Source organism: Novosphingobium sp. CCH12-A3, assembly GCF_001556015.1.
Lineage (GTDB): Bacteria > Pseudomonadota > Alphaproteobacteria > Sphingomonadales > Sphingomonadaceae > Novosphingobium > Novosphingobium subterraneum.
The window spans coordinates 1-20,558 of record NZ_LSIA01000176.1 but is presented as its reverse complement, the minus strand read 5'-3'; the positions used below and the strand labels follow the sequence as shown (position 1 = coordinate 20,558).

Below are 20,558 nucleotides of genomic sequence, written 5' to 3'. Positions count from 1 at the left end.
GCCTTGAACGCCTTGAGCTTCTCGATCATCGCCGGATCGTTCGACTGCCCGCCGAGGCTGGCGATGAACGTGACGCGGCTCTGCGCATCGACCAGCGATTCGATCTTCTCGCGGTTGGCCAGCGCGAAGTCGTAGGTCTCGTCCGGGTGCAGGCCTGCCGAGGCGACGATCATCGCCGCGCTGGTGGTCTTGCCGGGCGCGTCGGTCAGCGCAAGCTCACGCGCCGCCTTGGCCAGCGAGGCATCGGCAGGGCGGCCCAGCAGGGTGTAGAGGAACTGGCGTTCCACCGCGCTGTTGCTGGCCGCAGCCATGGCCTTGATCGCGTCCCAATCGGCCTTGGTGGCATTGCGGGCAACGATGTTGAGCCAGGTCGTCTTGAGTGGGCCGTCCAAGGCCTTGGGGTTGCTGGCGAGCATGGCGAAGCGGCGACGCGCTTCGGCCACGACGTCGGCATCGCCCATGGTGCCGAAGCCCGAGATCAGCGTCGAGCGCAGGTCGGCATCGCGCAGCGGCTCATCGGCCTTGGGCTCGAAGCCCAGCGCCATGAGGCGCGGCTTGTAGGTTCCGGCGACCTTGCCATAGAGCTTCTTCTGCGCGGCAGGATCCTTGTCGAGCACGCGCCACGCGCCGACGAAATCGCCGAAGGCATTGCCGAGCACCACCGGATTGGCATTGCCGGGGATCGCGGCAAGCAGATCGAACGCCGGACCATAGGGCTGGTAGCCGCTCGACGAGAGCGCGAGGTTGTCGGCAATCAGGCCCATCTGGTCGACCGGCTGGAGCGTCGGCATCGCCTTCTTCAGCGAAGTCAGCATCTGCGGCGTGTAGAGCGACCGGTAGTAGCCAAGCTGTCCGGCGTTGATCACGATCGGGCCGCAGCCGTTGACCGTTACCGTCGCCTTTCCGCCATCAAGGATGGTGCGCACCGGCTCGCCCGATCCTGCCGAGACGATCAGCGGCACCTTCCACTGCTGTGGCTTGGCGGCGACTTCGTCCTTGCGGTCGACGCTGAATTCGCTCTGTTCGAGGTTCAGCGTGGCAACGCCCTTCTTGCAGGTCATGCCTGTCACCTTGACCAGCGGGATGCCGGGCTTGGTGGTGAAATCGGTGGCGATGGCGGTGAGGCCGGGAGCGCCGGCCTTCTCGATTGCCTGCCACAGGTCCTTCGAGCGGGTGTTGCCGAACTTGTGATCGCGCATGTAGGCGCGCAGGCCATCGCGCCACACGTTTTCGCCCGCGAACGCCTCGAGCATCGAGATGACCGCTTCGCCCTTCTGGTAGGTGATCGCGTCGAAGGCCTGGTTGGTCTCGTCGACGGTCTTGATCTCCTGCACGATCGGGTGCGTGGTCTTGAAGCCGTCGAGGCCCATCGCCGCATCGCGCCCGTTGACGCGCTCGAGCAGCGGGAACCAGTCGGGATGGAAGTGCGCGGTGGCCTTGGTTTCCATCCAGCTGGCAAAGCCCTCGTTCAGCCAGAGGTCTTCCCACCAGGCCATGGTCACGAGGTTGCCGAACCACTGGTGCGCCACTTCGTGCGCCTGCGTGGTGACGATGTTCTGGCGGGCAGCAGCGCTGGTGATGGCGGGATCGTTGAGCAGGATGCGCTCGAACGTCAGGATCGCGCCCCAGTTTTCCATGGCCGAGAAGAACTGCGACTGGCCGGGTGCGGCGATGTTGTCGATCTTGGGCAGCGGGTAGGGCTGGCCGAAGTATTCGGAATAGTAGGGGATCAGCGGCGCGAGTTCGTCCAGCGCGAAACGGGCCTGCTCGCCGCTGCCCTTGGGCGCGACGATGCCAGCCTGAACGCCGGGTGCGGCTTCCTTGGACATCCGCTCCCAGTCGCCCAGGCCGAAGAACAGCAGGTACGAAGACATCTTCGGGCTGGTGCCGAAGGTCACGCGCTTCATGCCACCCGCGAGCTGCTCTTCCTTGGCGATCGGCATGTTGCTGACGGCCATCTGCGTGGCCGGCACGGTGGCGGAAAGGTCGAACGTCGCCTTGTAGATCGGCTCGTCGAACATCGGGGCGAAGCGGCGGGCATCGGGTGCTTCGAACTGCGTGAACAGGCCGCGCACCTCCTTGCCGGTCACCTTGTCAGGGTAATCGAGCGCGAAGAGGCCGTTGGCCTGCGTGTTGATGATCCCCGAATAGCTGGTGTCGAGCCGGTACTTGCCGGGCTTCAAGGGTGCGGCGGCGGTGAAGGTTGCGGTCTGGCTCTTGGCGTCCATCGTCACGGTGACGGGCATGGCTGCGCCGCCTGCGGGCGTGAGCGTGGCGGTGGCGATCTTCAGGTCGAGCGCGTGGAGCGTCAGCGCGGGCGTCGCTTCGGTGACTTCGAGATCGACCGAGGAGGTGCCGGTGAAGGTCAGCGCCTTGGCATCCGGGGTGATCGAGATGGTGTAGTGCGAGGGGTGCGCCACGCGCGGCAGGTCGGTGTGGACACCCGCTGCAGCCGAAGGATTGAGCGGGGCTTGCGCCGTGGCGGGGACGGCAACGGTCGCAACAGCGAGAGCGAAAGCGGAAACAAGTGAAATGGTACGCATGCCGATCATGACTCCCCGGCGCAATGAAGATTGGTTGCACTAGCAACCGGTCGAACACTACGCGACTCCTTTCGACGAACGGCAGGCGCGCACCGACGAAGGTCGGTTGACTATTGCGGCGGGGATGAGCGGTGGCTTAACCGAGCGGCAGGCGCATGGTTGCGGTGAGTCCGGCAATGCCATTCTCGCCGCGCCGGTTGGTGAGCGTCAGCGTGCCGCCGTGCTGGTCGGCGATGGCGCGGGCGAGCGTCAGGCCGAGCCCGGTGCCACCCGTGCCGCTGTTGCGCGAGGCATCGAGCCGGGTGAACGGCTCCATCATCCGCGCAATCTCATGCTCGGGGATGCCGGGGCCGTCATCCTCGATCCGCAGCACAGCCTCTCGGCCTTCGCGGGCGAGCGTGATGCGAGCGCGATCGCCATAGCGCATGGCGTTGGAGACGAGATTGCGCAGTGCGCGTCGCATCCAGGTCGCGCGGACAGGCAGGACGACGCGGTCGGTGTCACCCAGTTCCACCGGTTCGCCCATGTCCTCGAATTCGCCGATCACGTCGGCGACCAGTGCCGAAAGCTCGGTGGGCTCGAGTGGATCGGACGGCCGTCCGACGCGGGCGAGCGACAGGATATCGTCGAGCGAGCGGTTGATGTCCTCGATCGTCGCAGCCATGCGGGCGCGCTCGACATCGTCGTCGACGGCCTCGATCCGCACGCGTAGCGCCGCCAGCGGGGTTTTGAGATCATGCCCGATCGCGCCGAGCATGACGTCCTTTTCATCGAGCATTGCCGCGATTCGCGCTTCCATCGCATTGTGGGCGACGATCAGGCCCTGGATGTCCTCGGGTCCCTCTGGCTGGAGTTGGCCATCCAATGTGCGATTGCCGGCGAAGTCCTCGACCCGGCGGGTGAGGGCCTTCAATGGGCGGGCCATGCGCCGCAGGATCAGCGCCATCGTGCCGACCAGCACCAGGTACAGCACGATGGTCTGGCCGACGAGCGGCGCAAGCACGCGCATTTCACCGCCTTCGGTGAACACGCGGGTCGAGGTCCAGCCGCCAGATGGGCTGCGTATCGAGGCAATGACCAGACGGGGCATGGGCTCCTTCGAGACCAATTCCAGTTTCCGGCGATTGCGGTTCCAGAATTCGATGCTCGGCCCGTCGCGCATCGGATCGCGTTCGAAGACCAGCACCTCGGCGGTCTCCACGCCCTGGGCGTTCAGGACTTCGCTCAGTTCGTGCTCGACGCGGGGCAGCCGCCGCTCGCCGGGGCGATAGAGTGAATCTTGCGAATGTTCGATGCGGAACGGCGGGGGCGGGCGATCATCGGCATCCCCGCGTCGATGGCGGCGTTCTTCAGGGCTGGGGCCGATCAGCCGAAAAGCGGCCGAACTCACCATGGAAACTTCGCGCCGATGATTCTGTTCGCGCCAGATCAGCACGGCGGAAATGGTCTGCGCTACCAGCAGTGCCAAGGCGATGGCGAGCAGGACCTGGCCCTGCAGGCTGCGCGGCCACAAGCGGAGGTTCTTCACGCCCGGTCAGCTTTCGTCCGAAGTGGCGGGACGCTTGCGCACCTCTGCGGCAAGCATGTACCCGCCGCCCCACACCGTCTGGATCAGTTGCGGGTTGCGGCTGTCGACCTCCACCTTGCGGCGCAGGCGCGAGATCTGGTTGTCGACAGCGCGGTCGAACAGATGCGCCTCGCGGCCCTGCACCATGTCGAGCAGGCGATCGCGATCGAGCACCTGTCGGGGGTGGTCGAGAAAGGCCATGAGCAGGCGGAACTCCGCCGAGGAAATGGCGACGACCGCGCCTTCGCTGTCGATCAGGCGGCGCTTCAATGGATCGAGCCGCCAGCCTTCGAATTCATAGATGACCGCGTCCGAGACCTCGCTCGACTGCTTGGTTGCGCGTCGGAGGACCGAGCGGATGCGAGCGACAAGTTCGCGCGGATCGAATGGTTTTACCACGTAGTCGTCGGCACCGATCTCCAGCCCGACGATGCGGTCGGTCGATTCGCCCTTGGCGGTGATGAAGATGACGGGCAGGCGCTTGGCCTCGACCAGATGGCGGCACAGCGAAAGGCCGTCCTCGCCCGGCATCATGATGTCGAGCAGCACGAGGTCGCAGCCTGCTTCGAGCAGGCGGCTGCGGGCTTCGGCGGCGGTGCCTGCCTGAGTCACGACAAACCCCTGCCGGACCAGATAGTCCGCCAGGGGTTCGCGCAGCGCAGGTTCGTCATCGACCAGGAGCAGTCGGATCGGCGCTTCGTTCATCGTGGATCAGTTAGCCTCAGGGGGCGGCGGAGGTCCATCACCCATCGCACCCATATGGCCGGCGTGCGGCCCCTTCATCTTGCCCATCATCGCCTTCATCGAAGCGCGACGCTCTTCCGGCGTGATCTTGCCGTCCTTGTTGGCATCGGCCATGTCGAAGTGCGCCTTCACGCCAGCGTCGAATTCGGCGCGGGTGACGGTGCCGTCCTTGTTGGCATCGGCCATCATGGCCATGCCGCCACCCATCATCATGCCCTTCATGCCGCCGTGGCCACGGCCACCATGACCGGCCTTGCGGTCACCATCGCGGCCTTCAGGCCCCTTCATCTGCTGGTGATGGGCAATGAATTCCTCGCGGCTGATCGAACCGTTCTTGTCGGTGTCGATCTCGGCGAACTTCTCGGCCCACTTGGCATTCTTGTCGGCCTGGTCGAGCTTGCCGTCCTTGTTGACGTCGAGCTTTACCCACATCTCGTCGGACTTGGCCTTGGCTTCAGCCCAGGTGATAGTCTTGTCGCCGTCGGCATCCATCTTCTGCGCAAAGGCAGGCGAGGCGGCGTAGAGCGCGAGCGAGGCCGTGGCCGTCACTGCAGCGGCAGCCGCAATCTGGAATTTCTTCATCGGTTAGTTCCCGTCAGTAGAGGGAGGAGACTGCGGCCACTGGCACTTGGCAAGGAGAGGGGGAGGGAGTGCCTTGCTCAGGGGGGACTGAAAACCAGCGACCGCAGTTCCTGTAGTCCCTATCTAGGCGCAGCTTGTCGCGCGACTATGCCGGGGACGCGGGTTTATTGTCGCAATTTGTCGCGCCTGCACCGGAGCGTTCATCCGCGTGCAAGCGCGGGCGGAAATGCCTGCGTTCAGCCCATCACGAAGGCGTTGAGCTTGTTGCCGTCGGGGTCGCGGAAGTAGGCGGCGTAGAAGCCACCACCGCGCAGTCCCGGCTGGCCCTCGCAAGTGCCGCCATGGGCAAGCGCAATGGCGTGGAGGCGCCCGACCTGTTCCTTGTCCTTGGCCTGTAGCGCGACCATGACGCCATTGCCCACCGTTGCGGGCTGCCCGTCGAAAGGCTTCATCGCCGCAATTCCGGCAGCGCCATCGGGCACGCCCCAGGCAATCCCGGTCTCGAACTCCATCATCCGGCCGACCCCCATCTCTGCAGAGATGGCATCATAGAACGCTGCGGCCTTGGCCAGGTCGTTCGTGCCGACAGTGACGTATCCGATCATCGCATTGCTCCCCATCTTTGAGTCGATAAGGAACAATACGTGAACATATACCCTGTCACAAGGGCGCGCAGGCCGCTTCCAGCCAGATCAGATCGTCACCGGAGAGCTGCGGGGCCAGCACGTCGCGCACCTTGGCGTGGTAAGTGTCGAGCCACTCGCGCTCATCGGGTGAGAGGAGGGTGATATCCACCAGATCGCGGGCGATCGGGGCGAAGGTGAGCGTTTCAAAGCCGTAGAACTCGCCCTCGGCGCCGGGAATGTCGCGCTTTTCGACCAGCACGAGATTTTCGATGCGGATGCCGTATTCGCCGGTCTTGTAGTAGCCCGGTTCGTTCGAGAGGATCATGCCCGGCATGAGCGGCTGGCCGGTGCCCGCCTGCCCGCCGCTGGCCTTGGCAATGCGCTGCGGGCCTTCGTGGACGGCGAGGAAGCTGCCGACGCCGTGGCCGGTGCCATGGGCGTAGTCGAGGCCAGCGGACCACAGGAACTGCCGGGCGAAGCTGTCGAGCTGGCTGCCGGCGGTGCCTTTGGGGAACACGGCGCGGGCCAGCGCGATGTGGCCCTTGAGCACGCGGGTGAAGCGGTCCTTCACTTCCGCATGCGGCGCGTCAGGTCCGACCCAGACGGTGCGGGTGATGTCGGTGGTGCCATCAACGTACTGCCCGCCCGAATCGACGAGGTAGACGCTGTTCGGCTCGAGCGTACGGCTGGTCTCCTCGCTGACGCGATAGTGAACCACCGCACCGTTCGGCCCGGCGCCCGAAATGGTGTCGAACGAGAGGTCGCGGAGCAGCCCGCCCTCGGCGCGGAAGGCTTGCAGGCGGTCGGCTGCGGAAAGCTCGGTCACGGTGCCCTTGGGCGCTTCGACCTCGACCCAGCGCAGGAAGCGGGCAATGGCGGCGCCATCGCGGGCCTGTGCAGCGCGGTGGCCGGCTTGTTCCACCGGGTTCTTGATGGCCTTGGGCAGGACGACCGGATCGGTGACGGCAACGACTTGCGCACCGGCCCCTTCGAGCGCCTGGAAGATCGCGGCCACCGCCCGTTCGGGATCCACCGCCACCTTCCTGCCCTTGAGCGCCTGGAGCGCCGGGACGAAGGCCTCGCGCGGCTGGACGCGAACCGCGTTGCCGAGATGCGCCGTCAGTTCGGGCGTGACCTTTTCGGGCGCGATGAACAGGTCGGCGGTGCCATCGGCATTGGCGATGACGAAGGAGAGCGCCACGGGCGTGCGATCCACGTCCTCGCCGCGAATGTTGAGCAGCCAGGCCACCGAATCGAGCGCAGTGATGACCGCAGCGTCGAGCCCTTGCGATGCGAGCCACTCGGCCACATCGGCCCGCTTTTCCGTTGCCGACTTGCCGGCGTGTTCGGTGGCATGAGGCACGGCCGGAGCGAGCGAGGGCGCCGGCTGGTCCTGCCATACCGCGTCGACCGGGTTGCCTGTGACTGCCACCAGCGAGGCGCCGCGCGGTTCGAGTGCGGAGGCAACGCATTGCGCCCAGCTCTTGGCATGGAGCCAGGCATCGTAACCGATCTTCGCACCTTGCGGAGCATGTTTTCCGAGCCATTCCGCAACGCTGGTCTGCGGCACCGACTGGTACGACCACAGCTTGCCATCGACCTGATCGCGCACCTGCAGGGTATAGCGTCCGTCAACGAAGATCGCGGCTTCATCGGCCAGCACCACCGCCGTGCCCGCAGAGCCGCCGAAGCCGGTTAGCCATTCCAGCCGCTGGGCATAGGCGCCGACATATTCGCTCATATGTTCGTCAGAAATGGGGATGACGAAGCCGTCCAGCCCGTCCTTGGCAAGCTGCTTGCGCAAGGCGTCGAGGCGGGCTTCATGAGTTTGCATCAGCATGGGATCGGTCCTGAATGTGGGCGGCCCGCCTTGCGGGCATCATGCACGCAACATAGATGCGGGGGATGAGCATTGCCACACCTCCTGTCGCCGCCCGCATTCCGCACAGCTTTTCGCATCATGGCCTGACCGTGTCCGACGATTACGCCTGGCTGCGCGATCCCGGCTATCCCGAGGTCACCGACAAGGCCGTGCTTGCCCATCTCGAAGCCGAGAACGCCTGGTTCGAGGCTCGCATGGCCGAGCGCAAGCCGGTCATCGACACCCTGTTCAAGGAAATGCGCGCCCGCATCAAGGAAGCCGACAAGTCCGTGCCGCAGAAGGATGGCGACTTCCTCTACTGGATCGAGTTCGAGGAAGGCGCCGAATACAAGAAGTGGTGGCGCAGGCCGGTTGGCGCGCCCGACGATGGCAGCGCGGACGAACTGATTCTGGATGAAGTCGCCCTGGCCGAGGGCAAGGACTACTTCCGCCTTGGCGCGATTGCGGTGTCGAAGGACGGGACGAAGCTCGCCTGGTCGGTGGATGACAACGGCTCCGAACGCTTCACGGCCCGCATCAAGATCATCGCCACCGGGGAGGTCCTGCCCGACGAGATCCCCGGCACGCTTTCCGGACTGATCTGGGTGAAGGACGACACCGGCCTCGTCTACAGCCTTGCCAACGAGAACTGGCGGACGGACAACGCGCGCCTGCACTGGATCGGCCAGCCGCTGGAGAACGACGTCGAACTCTATCACGAGGACGACGAGGGCTTCCGCGTGGGCGCGTCGCTTTCGGCCAACGAGAAATGGCTGATCATTTCGACCGGCGACCACGAGACGGGCGAGGTGCGACTGGTTCCGGCGGATGATCCTCTTGCCGAACCCCTGCTGGTCAAACCCCGGCAGAAGGGCGTGGAGTACGATGTCGATGAGCGCGATGGCGTTCTCTATATCCACGCCAACGATACCCACGAGAACTTCCGCCTCGCCACCGCGCCGCTCTCGAACCCCGGCGAATGGACCACGCTGATCGAGGGGACGGACGATTTCTACCTGACCGGGTTCGACCTGTTCCGCGACTTCTACGTGACCGAAGGGCGTGTGCGCGGGTTGGACCGGATCGAGGTGCGCTATTACGACGATCCGTCTCGCATCGAACCGATCGAGTTTCCCGAAGCGAGCTACGAAGCCTCGCTTGGCGACAATCCCGAATGGGACATGAGCGTGCTGCGCGTCGGCTATGAATCGATGGTCAGCCCGGCGTCGTCCTATGACTATGACGTGGCCACCCGCAGCCTGACCCTGCTCAAGGTGCAGGAAATCCCGAGCGGGTACGATGCTTCTCTCTATGACACGGCGCGGCTGGAAATTGCGGCGCGCGATGGCACGATGGTCCCGGTCAGCGTGGTCTGGCGCAAGGACCGCGCACCCGGTGGTCCGCTGCACCTCTATGGTTACGGCGCTTATGGCATCGCCATCGGGCCGGGCTTCTCGACCACGCGGCTGAGCCTGGTCGACCGCGGATTTGCCTATGCCATCGCGCATATCCGCGGCGGCGACGATCTTGGCCGCGCGTGGTACAAGGCGGGCAAGCTGGAAGCGCGGACCAATACCTTCAACGACTTCGTCGACGTCGCCAGGGGCCTGATCGAGCGTGGGTTCACGCAGGCTGGCAAGATCAGCATTTCCGGCGGTTCGGCCGGGGGTGAACTGATGGGCGCAGTGATCAATTCCGATCCAGACCTGTGGGGCGCGGTCGTGGCCCACGTGCCGTTCGTCGACGTGCTCAACACCATGCTTGACGAGGACCTGCCGCTGACACCGGGCGAGTGGCCTGAATGGGGCAACCCGATTGAGGCAACCCGATTGAGGACAAGGCGGCGTTCGAGCTGATCCAGTCGTACTCGCCCTATGATCAGGTCAAGCCGCAGGGCTATCCGCCGCTGATGGTGACTGCAGGCCTCAACGACCCGCGCGTGACCTATTGGGAGCCTGCCAAGTGGGTGGCGAAGCTGCGCGAGGTGAAGACCGACGGCAACGAGTTGATCCTCAAGACCAACATGGGCGCGGGCCATGGCGGCAAGTCGGGCCGGTTTGAGAGCTTGAAGGAAACGGCGGAGGAGTTCGCCTTCATCCTGTGGCAGCTGGGGGTGGATGCTTGAGCAACCGCCACACCCTCACCTTTACCGCAGGCCCCGAGCACATCGACGAGCTTGGCCATGTCAACAATGCGGTGTGGGTGAACTGGATTCAGGATATCGCCACCGCGCACTGGTCCGCGGTCGCCTCGCCCGAGCACCAACAGGCCTACGTCTGGGTCGTGACGCGGCACGAGATCGATTATCGCGGAAACATCGTTTCGGGCGAGAGCGTCACGGCCGAGACCTTCATTCCGGAACCGCCCACCGGCGCGAGGTTCGACCGGCGCGTGGATTTCCGCAACGCAGGCGGCAAGGTCATCGTCAGCGCGAAGACCACCTGGGCGATTATCGACCGCGCATCAGGCCGCATCCTGCGCGTGCCGAAGGATGTTGCCGCGCCGTTTCTGCCATAGAGATTCGTCCCGGGGCTTTCCATTCTGCCGGAATGGTTGCAACCATAGACGACCCGAATGCGTTTGGCCGCAGATGCAAGGGCAGTACGTGGATAGGACGAGTGGCGCAGTCACGCCGTCAGGGCGCTATCGCGACCGCCAGCGCAGTGGGCGCGAGCGGCTTGTGCCCACCGTGCTTGCCGCATTGTTGCATATCGTTGTGCTGTGGGGTGTGATCCACGGTTTCGGCGGGGTCCCGGCCATGACCGACCTCGCCAAGGAGGCTTTCACCACCAGCACTTTCGATGTGCCGCTGGACGAGCCCAAGCCCACGCCCAGTCCGACCACGCCCGAACCCGCTGGCGCTTCGGGGGAGGAGGGGAAGAAGGCCAAGCCCAAACCGGTGATCGCCAAGGCTCGCGTCCCTTCGCGCAAGGAGAATGCGCCGCCGGTCGCCTCGACCGGGCAGGACCCGCGCTCCGGCGCAGCCGCGCAAGGGCAGGGGACCGGCGGCGGTGGAGAGGGCGCGGGCACCGGCAGCGGCGCCAGCGGCAATGGTTCGGGTGGGGGTCTTGCCCGGAAGGCAGAAAAGATCGCCGGAGATATCCGCTCGACCCGCGACTACCCGGTCAGCAGCCAGCAGGAACGCATCGGCAAGCGCGTGGTTATCCTGCTGACGGTCGGCCCGGACGGACGCGTATCGTCCTGTCGTGTCTACCGCGCGAGTGGCGTGCCCGAAGCCGATGCGACAACTTGCCGTCTTGCCACCGAGCGCTTCCGCTTTCGGCCTGCGCTTGATGCGGAAGGCAATCCGGTCACCTCCAGCTACGGCTGGGAACAGCGGTGGTTCGAACCATGATACTGCACTGCAACATAGCAGTTCTTATATCCTAAGTTATACAAATGGTTGGATAGAAGAACTTTTGCGGTAACCTGCGTTATTTCCGCGCTATTTTTGTTGCATCGCAATGCAACCGGATTGCTCTCCCTGCGTTGGTTCATCGACAGTACAGCATCCGCGCCATGCGGTTTGCGACGAGCCTTCGGAAACCTGCACGCCATGACTCTCATCGAAAATGCCTTCGGCACCGGCGACGCTTCCGCTCCCGGAGTCCTCTCCTTCCTCCGTCGCGGCCAGAAAGCGCCTTGCCGCGTTGCGTTGATTGGTGGCTATACGCCGCGCAAGTGCGGCATCGCCACCTTTACCACCGATATCTACGAGCAGCTCCGGGCGCATCATTCGGACATCTCGGTCGATCTTCACGTCATCGACGATGCGCGTTCGCCGCTTGAATACGACGATGTGCGCGGACTCATCCGTTCAGATCAGGTCGAGGACTATCGTGCCGCGGCGCGCCGCATGAACGAGGACGCGGTCGACGCGGTCTGGCTCCAGCACGAATACGGCATCTTCGGGGGTGCCGATGGCGATATGGTGCTCGAACTCGTCGACCGAGTTGCGGCGCCGCTGATCGTCACCCTGCATACGGTTCTTGCCCAGCCATCCGCGCATCAGCGCGAGGTGCTTGAACACATCCTGCGCCGCGCCTCGCGGGTCATGGTCATGTCGCAGCACTCGATGGGGCTGCTGCAGGATCTCTACCGCGTTGCTCCCGAACGCATCATGGTGATTCCGCATGGCGCGCCAGACCGTCCGTTCGGCCGTGGCGAGGCCTACAAGGCGCGCATCGGCCATGAGGGACGGCGCGTTATGATGACGTTCGGCCTGCTCGGCCCCGGCAAGGGGCTTGAAACGGTCATTGAGGCGCTGCCGGCCATCGTGCAGAACCATCCCGATGTCGTCTATCGCATCGTTGGTGCTACCCATCCCAACCTCGTTGCCAGCGAAGGCGAGCGCTATCGCGAGAGCCTTGAGGCCCTCGCTCAGGATCTGGGTGTTGCCGCCAACATCGATTGGGACAACCGCTTCCTCGATCTGGACGAACTGCTCGACCAGCTCGAGGCCTGCGACATCTACCTGACGCCATACCCCAACATGCAACAGTCCACATCGGGGACCCTCAGCTATGCCGTGGCATTGGGCAAGGCTGTGGTCTCGACCCCATATGTCCACGCCCGAGAACTCCTTGCCGATGGGGTGGGGGTGCTGGTCGATCCGCGCCGGGCCGATGTGATTGCAGCCGCTGTAAATCGCCTGCTTGATGATCCCGACGAACTGCATGCCGTGCAGAAGCGCGCCTGGGACAAGGGCCGCGAGACGATCTGGCCCCGCTTTGCCGGCGCCGCCCGCGAACTGGTCGAAAGCGTGGTGGTCCGACCTGATCGCACGACCCCGTTGCTGGCGACTCCGGGCTTCTCTGGCGTGACTGCGATGAGCGATGCCACCGGCATGCTGCAACACTCCATCCTGACAGTGCCCGACCGCCGTCATGGCTACTGCCTGGATGACAACGTGCGGGCACTGATGCTGATGGGTGTGGCCGACACCGTGCCCCTGGCAGAACGGCAGCGCTGGGCCATGGTCTATGCCTCGTTCATCCAGCACGCCTGGAATCCCGACGCGCGCGCCTTTCGCAACTTCATGAACTTTGACCGGACCTGGTGTGAACCGATCGGATCGGCCGACAGCAATGGCCGAACGGTCTGGGCACTGGGCCGGGCCATGAACGATGCGCCCGACGCAGGGCTTCGGCACTGGGCAGCACAGTGGTTCGACATCGCGCTTGCTCCGGTTTGCACGATGGATGCCCCGCGCACGGTTGCGTTCGTGATGCTCGGCTGCATCGAGGCTTTGCGCGCCAACCCTGCACATGGCGAGGCGCTGACCAGCCTTCGCCACGGCGCCGAGTTGCTTGCCAACCTTCTCAACGAAGCGCGTCGCCCCGATTGGGCTTGGTTCGAAGCCGTGCTCAGCTATGACAATCCGCGCCTTTCCCAGGCGCTGATCGGGGCGGGGCAGGTTCTGGAGCGAGCTGACTGGGTGGAATCCGGCCTGTCCTCGCTGCGTTTCATTGCGCGGCAGCAGGTTTCGGCGCAGGGGCACTTCCGCCCGGTGGGTTCGGAAACCTTCGGTCGGCCTTATGAGAACATGCCGTTCGACCAGCAGCCACTGGAAGCCTGGGCTGCGGTCGATGCGGCGGCGACCGCCTATGCCGCAACTGGTGATATTACATGGCTGCGTCATGCGGAAACCGCCTATCGCTGGTTCCTGGGCGGTAATGACCGCGGCGAGGTGCTTGGCGATATCGTGTCAGGCCGCTGCCGCGATGGCGTGACCCCGCAAGGGGTCAACCTCAACTGCGGTGCGGAGTCCATCCTCGCGTTCCAACTTGCGCATTACGTCATGGTCGATATTGCGCGGCGCCCGGGTTCCGGAACGATCCGTCAGGAACCTATTCCGCCCCATGCCATTGCCATGAAGATCAACAGCAAGGGTACGCAACAGCTTGCGGGTGCTTGAACAACGACTTCATGCCGATCCCTCCAGGGTCGTGCTTCGTCCATTTCATCTTGGCTGGCAGGGGCCCGGCGGCTCTGGCGCGCGCGCGCGCAAGCTCGTCGCCGATGTCCTTTCGCTCGGCCACAAGGAGGCAGATGAGGAGTACGCGCGCGTGCTCCACGATTTCGAGGAGCGTCACTGGCAGACCGAACAGCTTTTCGAGGAGCGCTATCGCCAGATGGAGGCGGTGCTCAACTTCGATGGTTCGGAACTGTCGATCCGCCGCAAGCGGCTCATCGGTGCCTACTTCTGCCACGAATACACTTATGCCGCTGCGGCCCTGATGAACCCGAGCATCGTGCCGCATCCCGACCAGTCGGGCATGACCGATGGCGCAGTCCGGTTCGTGATGAGCCTGCGTGCCGTGGGCGAGGGGCACATCAGTTCGATCGTCTTCCGGGAAGGCATTGCCCTTCCCGACGGCGCTTTCGAACTCTGGCCGCAGAGCCATTTTGCAACAGCCATGCTGCCGGACGACAGCCTGACGGTGTGCCAAGGGGCCGATTGCGCCGTCACGTTGCATCGGCACTCAGAAAGCACGCTTTCCAACAGCGTGATCTTTCCTGTTACCGAGCAGCAACGTGGCGGCCTGGAAGATCTCCGCCTTGTCCGCTTTGACCATGGCGGTGGGGATTACGAGTGGATCGGCACTTACACTGCCTATTCCGGAGCAGATATCAGGTCCGAATTGCTGCGCACGCGGGATTTCCGGTCCTTCCTGCTTGAACCCATCGTCGGGCGCGCCGGTCGGAACAAGGGCATGGCGCTGTTTCCGCAGAAGGTGGGCGGGCAATATTGCATGGTCGGCCGGCAGGACGGCAAGAACCTGTTCCTGCTCCGCTCGGACAGCCTGGAGCGCTGGGACGATGATGGCGTGCTGCTGATGGAGCCGGAATTCCCTTGGGAATTCGTGCAGATCGGCAACTGCGGCAGCCCGATACTGACCGACCACGGCTGGCTGTTGCTGACGCACGGTGTGGGCGCGATGCGCAAGTACGCGTTGGGCTGCGCCTTGCTCGATCGTGATGACCCTTCGAAAGTCATCGCGCGCTCAAGCAAGCCATTGCTGACAGCCATTGATGCCGATCGCTTCGGGTATGTTCCCAACGTAGTCTATACTTGCGGTGCGCTGCTGGTCGAGGATCAGTTGCTTGTGCCATATGGCATATCAGACAGCGCCGTGGGGTTCGCTACGACATCGGTTGGCGAGATGCTGGCAAGAATGGATGCAACTCGCTAGAACAGTGCTTCGCTGCGCTGCAGCAAGTCAGATCAAGGCAACACATGACCAATACAGTTCCCGTGATCCTGTGCGGCGGTAGCGGCACCCGTCTTTGGCCGCGCTCGCGCAAGGCGCGGCCAAAGCCATTCCTTCCGCTAGTAGGCGACGAGACGCTGTTTCGCGCAACCGTCCTGCGCTGCCCGGTGGGGGAAGGCTTTGGCAATCCTGTCGTCGTGACCGGTGTCGCCCATCTCGATCATGTCGAGCAGCAGTTGCCTGATCCTGCCAATACCCGCATCATTGTCGAGCCGGAGGCGCGCAACACTGCGGCGGCGATCGCGCTTGCCGCGCTGACCCTGCCGGAAGACGCGATCATGCTGGTCTGCCCCAGCGACCATCATATCGGTGATTGCGATGCCTTCCGGGCCTCCGCGCACAAGGCGGCGGCACTGGCGCAGGATGGCTGGCTCGTTTCCTTCGGCATCGTGCCCACTGCGCCCGAGACCGGTTTCGGTTATCTCAAGCAGGGGGAAGCGATCGACGGCACCGGCGGTCGCCGCGTCGAGCGCTTCGTCGAAAAGCCCGATCTGGCCCGCGCGATCGAGTTCCTCGGCAGCGGCGACTATGCCTGGAACGGGGGCATATTCGCATTCAGGGTCGGCACCTTCCTCGAGGAACTCGGCCGACATCGGCCCGACATTCTGTCGGCCGTGCGCGAGGCCGTGGCCAAAGGGCGGGAAGATGGCATGCGCTTTCATCCCGATCATGAAGCCTTTGCCAAGGTGCCCAGCGAATCCGTCGACTATGCCGTCATGGAAAACACTTCGCGCGCAGCGATGGTCCCGGCTGAGATGGCATGGTCCGACATCGGCAACTGGCAGGCCCTGCACGAAGCGCAGGATCGCGATGAAGCGGGCAATGCCGTCCGCGGTCGGGCGGAACTGAAGGATTGCAGCAACGTACTCGTTATGAGTGATGGCCCCCGCGTTTCGGTGGTGGGCGCGTCGAACCTCATGATCGTCGTCGATGGCGACGAAGTCCTCGTCTGCACGCCCGAAGGTGCGCAAGGCGTGGGCAAACTTTCCGGAGCTGCGAACCAGTGAAATTGCTGCCGAGGCGGATAGTCGAAAAACCTTGGGGAAAGAACGATCTGCCCCCGCCTTTCGAATCCTACTCGGGCAAGAGCATTGGCGAAATCTGGTTCGAGCCGCCGCCCGAACTGCCATCGGTCCTGATCAAGTACATCTTCACCAGCGACAAGCTTTCGGTGCAGGTGCATCCCAGCGACGCGCAGGCGAGGGCGCTGGGCGAGCAGGATCGCGGCAAGGAGGAATGCTGGCTGATCCTTGATGCCGAGCCGGGCGCGAAGCTGGGCATCGGCTTTGGCCAGCATCTGGATGGCGAAGCGCTGCGCACAGCAGCGCTCGATGGCAGCATCGAAGAGCTGATGGACTGGTATCCGGTTCAGCGCGGGGACTTCTTCTATATTCCCGCCGGCACAGTGCACGCGATCGGGGCGGGTATAAGCCTGATCGAAATCCAGCAGAACAGCGACATCACCTATCGTTTCTACGACTATGGCCGACCTCGCGAATTGCACCTTGAGCAGAGCGTTGCGGTTGCACGGGGCGAGCCGCACGACCCCTCGCTACGGCGCCACGGTGTTCTGTCGAAACCGGGCAAGCTGGCCAGCGGCAAGTATTTCCGTGCCGATTGCGTGATTGGCGAGCCTGCGGCCGATGTGCAAAATGCGTATGACGGTCCATGCCTTGTCATCCCGGTCGATGCCGCCGTTGCGGTAGCGGGCGAGGCAGTGGACGTAGGCCATTGCGCCCTTGCCGCTGCTGCCGCCGACGTGGCGTTCTCTGCATCCGGCACCTGCCTGCTCGTCCGACCGGCCTAGCGTTCTCGTTCTTCCTTGGAAAAAGGGTGGCGGATTCATGTAATGTTATGTTGTAACATGCGTGCGGCGCCTGTATGGAGCCGCCAACGCCGCAGCCCGAAGGGCGGGTGGCCAGTCGCATTCAGCAAGGACATTCCATGCGTCTTTCTGCTCTCTTCCTCAGCGCTTCACCGATTTGCGCTGTTGCATTCGCCGTCCCCGCCGTGGCGCAGCAGGCTTCTGCTCCTGCAGCTGATGACCAGGCAGACGGGCACACTCAGCCGTCGATCCAGATCGTCGTCAGCGCCCCGTTCGAACGCAAGCGCGACGTTGTGGCGTCGGCAGTAACCGTCCTTCAGGGTGACGATCTGCAGTTGCAGCAGCGCTCGACCATCGGGGAGACGCTGGCCCGCCAGCCGGGTGTGTCCTCCACCTTCTTTGGCCCCAATGCTTCGCGCCCGATCCTGCGCGGGCTGGATTCCGAGCGGGTGCGCGTGCTGACCGACGGGATCGGCAGCTTCGACGTGTCGAACACATCGGTCGACCATGCCGTGGCGGTCAATCCCCTCTTGGCCGACCGCATCGAGATCCTGCGCGGCCCGGCTGCGCTGCTCTATGGATCGGGCGCGATCGGTGGCGTGGTCAACATGCGCGATCTGCGCATCCCGCGCGAGGTGCCCCAGTCAGGACCGCACGTCGACGCCGTGGCCGGCCTCGCCTCGGCAGCCGAAGAGCGCAATGTCGCAGCCTCGGTAAACGCGCCGCTGGGTGGCGGGTTTGTGGCGCATCTGGACGGCAGCTTCTTTGAATCGGGCAATTACCGCACCGGTGGCTTCGTGTTCAGCAAGGATCTGCGTGAGGAAGCGGCGGAAGAGGGTGGCGAGGTGGCCGATGAGGCGCAGACGCGGGGGCGGCTCGAGAACACGTCCGCGCGCACCTGGGACGTGGCCGGTGGTCTCGGATGGGTCGGCAGCAATGGTGCGAACTTCGGCTTTGCCGTCAGCCATCTCGAAAATCGCTACGGCATTCCCAACAGCCTTGAAATCCACCACGACGATCACGGCGAAGAAGGGGGTGTCACGGCGCTGGCCGAAGACGACCACGAGGGCCACGGCCATGAGGACATCACCCTCGACATGCGGCAGACCCGCGTCGACGTGCGCGGCGCAGTGCCGCTGGGCGGCGCGTTCAAGGAGCTGAAGGTGCGCGGCGGGTGGGCTGACTATCGCCACGACGAGATTGAATCGACCGGGGAAATCGGCACCAGCTTCTTCAACAGGAGCTGGGAAGCGCGCGCCGAACTGGTGCAGGCACAGCGCAACGGCTGGCAGGGTGCCAGTGGCCTCCAGTACTTCAGCCGCAATTTCAATGCCGTGGGCGAAGAGGCCTATATTCCCGCCAACGAGACACGGCAGATCGGCCTGTTCACCCTTCAGGAGTTCGACCTCGGCGTCGCGAAGCTGGAAGCGGGGGCGCGCTACGAGCATGCGACCGTCAGGTCCGCTGCAATCGGGCGGGAGAGGACGTTCGATTCGGTCTCGCTCTCGCTGGGTGGTTCGGTCGATCTCGGCAGTGGCTTCCGCCTTGCCCTGAGCGGGGCCCGCAGCGAACGTGCGCCTTCCGCCGAAGAACTGTTCGCCAACGGTGCCCACGCCGCCACCCGCGCCTTCGAGATCGGCAATCCCGATTTCCGCAAGGAACGGCAGATCGGCGGCGAAGCGGTGCTGCGCGGACGCGGCGAAGGCTGGCGCGTCGAGCTTTCCGCCTTCATCAACCGCTTCGACAACTACATCTTCCTCAACCCCACGGGCGAGGAAGAGGACGAACTGCCGGTGTTCCAGTATGCCCAGGCCGACGCCCGCTTCTATGGCTTCGAGGCCGAAGGCGCGGTTACTGTGGCTCAGGCGGGCGATACCCGCTTCGAACTGACCGGCCTTGTCGATTACACCCGCGCCGATGTGCTGGGCGCCAATGGTCAACAGGGCGGGGCCGTGCCACGCATTCCCCCGCTGCGCCTGATTGGCGGACTGGAAGCCAGTGGCAGCGTGATCGGCGGGCGCTTGGAGGTGGAGCATGCCACGGCGCAGCGCCGCATTGCCGCGTTCGAAACCGAAACGCCGGCCTGGACCATGGTCAACGCGAGCGTTTCGTGGAAGCCGTTCGGCGCGCAATCGCAGACCACGCTGATGCTGCAGGCCAACAACATCTTCGATGTGGAAGCGCGCCGCCACACCAGCTTCCTCAAGGATGTTGCCCCGCTGTTCGGGCGAGACATTCGCTTGAGCGCCCGCTTCAGCTTCTGATCACCTGCTGAATCTGGCGGTTCATCGCAGATAAAGCCGTGGCCCATCAGTTTTCTCAGCAAGGGAAAACGGTGAGGTCACGGCATGAAGCGGACATGGATCGCCGGCGCGGCGGCGCTGGTCATTCTCGGCGCAGGGCTGGCGGAAGCCCGCCCTGGCGAGCGTTTGCGCGAACGCATCGCCAAGCGCCTGGAGCAGCGTGCGGAAGGTTCGGCAAAGCGTGAGCGTGCGCCGGGCGCGCAGACTTTCGCCTACGGCTCCGATCCCTTGCAGGTCATGGACTTCTGGGCTCCTGCTACCATTGACATCGCGCCCAAGCCCAAGGTCCCGCTCGTTCTCTACGTCCACGGCGGCGGGTGGAAGCGCGGGAGCAAGGACACCGCGATGGGCAATGCCCTGCCCGGCCACTTGCGCGATCAGGGCTATGCCTTCGCCTCGATCAACTATCGCCTCGTGCCCGCCGCCACGGTCGAGCAGCAGGCGAGCGACGTGGCGCAGGCGCTGGCGTACCTGCTGACGCGGGCGGACAAGCTTGGCATCGATCGCAGCAAGGTCGTCATCACCGGCCACAGCGCGGGCGCGCACCTCGTCGCGCTGGTCGGGACGGACAAGCAATACTTGCGCAAGGCGGGCCTGTCCTTCGCCGACATCGACGGCGTGATGCCCAACGATGGCGCGGCCTATGACGTGCCCAGGCAGATGGAGCAGGCCGGCCGCCTGATGGCCGATACCTACAAACAGGCCTTCGGCACCGACCCCGCGCGCCAGAAGGCGCTATCCCCGGTGTTCCACGCCGCCGCCCCCAACGCCCCGCGCTTCCTCCTCCTCCACGTCCAGCGCAAGGACGGCGTGGCACAGGCGCAGGAACTCGGCGAAGCGCTGAAGAAGGCGGGCGTGAACGTCGAATACGGCAGCTTCCCCGGCACCGGCCTGCAAGGCCACGCCGAAATCAACCGCAAGCTGGGTGAGCCGGGCTACCCTGCGACGCCGGTGATGGATGCGTGGTTGAAGGGGGTGTTTGGGGGGTGAGACAAAATCCTCCCCGTTTTTGCGAAGCACAAATGGGGAGGGGGACCGCCCGAAGGGTGGTGGAGGGGGAAAGAAGCCCCTCCGTCATTCGCTGCAGCGAATGCCACCTCCCCGTTTGTCCTTCGGAAGAACAGGGAGGACTGGGTCGTCGCCCCGTGCTCGACACGGGGGTCTGGCTTCTCCTTGCGGCCCAGCGCTGAAGAAGAAAAGCCAAGTCCCGGATCAAGTCCGGGACGACGGGTT

Annotated in this window: 14 protein-coding genes and 1 pseudogene; 9 read left to right on the top strand and 6 right to left on the bottom strand. The window is 64.5% G+C overall.

The features are described 5' to 3' along the window. From AX703_RS13960 to AX703_RS13935, 6 genes are all read right to left on the bottom strand, one after another. The coding region (locus tag AX703_RS13960) for a M1 family metallopeptidase (protein ID WP_062344910.1) at positions 1 to 2,543 on the bottom strand (2,543 nt) is incomplete at its 3' end. Between the two features lie 136 nt (positions 2,544 to 2,679). Beyond that, positions 2,680 to 4,071 (bottom strand): HAMP domain-containing sensor histidine kinase, encoded by a 1,392-nt coding sequence (locus AX703_RS13955; RefSeq protein ID WP_062344903.1) that lies wholly within the window; start codon positions 4,069 to 4,071, stop codon positions 2,680 to 2,682. Between the two features lie 6 nt (positions 4,072 to 4,077). Further along, positions 4,078 to 4,815: a response regulator gene (locus tag AX703_RS13950; protein ID WP_039336362.1), complete on the bottom strand. Its 738-nt coding sequence runs from the start codon at positions 4,813 to 4,815 to the stop codon at positions 4,078 to 4,080. A gap of 6 nt (positions 4,816 to 4,821) precedes the next feature. Further along, on the bottom strand, positions 4,822 to 5,436 hold the full coding sequence (locus AX703_RS13945; protein WP_052242577.1) for an EF-hand domain-containing protein: 615 nt from the start codon (positions 5,434 to 5,436) through the stop codon (positions 4,822 to 4,824). Between the two features lie 236 nt (positions 5,437 to 5,672). Beyond that, positions 5,673 to 6,041 (bottom strand): VOC family protein, encoded by a 369-nt coding sequence (locus AX703_RS13940; protein WP_062344907.1) that lies wholly within the window; start codon positions 6,039 to 6,041, stop codon positions 5,673 to 5,675. 55 nt (positions 6,042 to 6,096) lie between these two features. Next, a complete protein-coding gene (locus tag AX703_RS13935) occupies positions 6,097 to 7,896 on the bottom strand; it encodes an aminopeptidase P family protein (RefSeq protein ID WP_062344905.1) in 1,800 nt (599 codons plus the stop codon). Positions 7,897 to 7,958: 62 nt separating this feature from the next. On the opposite strand from AX703_RS13935, the pseudogene AX703_RS13930 reads away from it, so the two are divergent. From AX703_RS13930 to AX703_RS13890, 9 genes and pseudogenes are all read left to right on the top strand, one after another. Further along, positions 7,959 to 10,048, top strand: a pseudogene (locus AX703_RS13930) (S9 family peptidase). Next, on the top strand, positions 10,045 to 10,440 hold the full coding sequence (locus AX703_RS13925) for a thioesterase family protein (RefSeq protein WP_062344899.1): 396 nt from the start codon (positions 10,045 to 10,047) through the stop codon (positions 10,438 to 10,440). Before AX703_RS13930 ends, AX703_RS13925 begins: the two are co-directional and overlap by 4 nt. An 88-nt stretch (positions 10,441 to 10,528) precedes the next feature. Then, positions 10,529 to 11,278: a TonB family protein gene (locus tag AX703_RS13920; protein WP_231735540.1), complete on the top strand. Its 750-nt coding sequence runs from the start codon at positions 10,529 to 10,531 to the stop codon at positions 11,276 to 11,278. A gap of 201 nt (positions 11,279 to 11,479) precedes the next feature. Beyond that, the gene (locus AX703_RS13915; protein WP_082734591.1) at positions 11,480 to 13,840 is read left to right on the top strand and encodes a glycosyltransferase family 4 protein; all 2,361 of its coding nucleotides are present in this window, start codon (positions 11,480 to 11,482) and stop codon (positions 13,838 to 13,840) included. Between the two features lie 31 nt (positions 13,841 to 13,871). After that, positions 13,872 to 15,119: a glycoside hydrolase family 130 protein gene (locus tag AX703_RS13910; RefSeq protein ID WP_236727173.1), complete on the top strand. Its 1,248-nt coding sequence runs from the start codon at positions 13,872 to 13,874 to the stop codon at positions 15,117 to 15,119. A 44-nt stretch (positions 15,120 to 15,163) separates the two neighbouring features. Beyond that, the gene (locus AX703_RS13905; RefSeq protein WP_062344892.1) at positions 15,164 to 16,204 is read left to right on the top strand and encodes a mannose-1-phosphate guanylyltransferase; all 1,041 of its coding nucleotides are present in this window, start codon (positions 15,164 to 15,166) and stop codon (positions 16,202 to 16,204) included. Next, a complete protein-coding gene (locus tag AX703_RS13900) occupies positions 16,201 to 17,004 on the top strand; it encodes a class I mannose-6-phosphate isomerase (protein WP_039336375.1) in 804 nt (267 codons plus the stop codon). Before AX703_RS13905 ends, AX703_RS13900 begins: the two co-directional genes overlap by 4 nt. 137 nt (positions 17,005 to 17,141) lie before the next feature. After that, entirely contained in the window at positions 17,142 to 19,286 is a 2,145-nt protein-coding gene (locus AX703_RS13895; RefSeq protein ID WP_062344890.1) for a TonB-dependent receptor, read from the top strand. Between the two features lie 84 nt (positions 19,287 to 19,370). Further along, positions 19,371 to 20,315, top strand: coding sequence for an alpha/beta hydrolase (locus AX703_RS13890; protein WP_062344888.1), 945 nt, complete (start codon positions 19,371 to 19,373; stop codon positions 20,313 to 20,315). Positions 20,316 to 20,558: the final 243 nt, after the last annotated feature.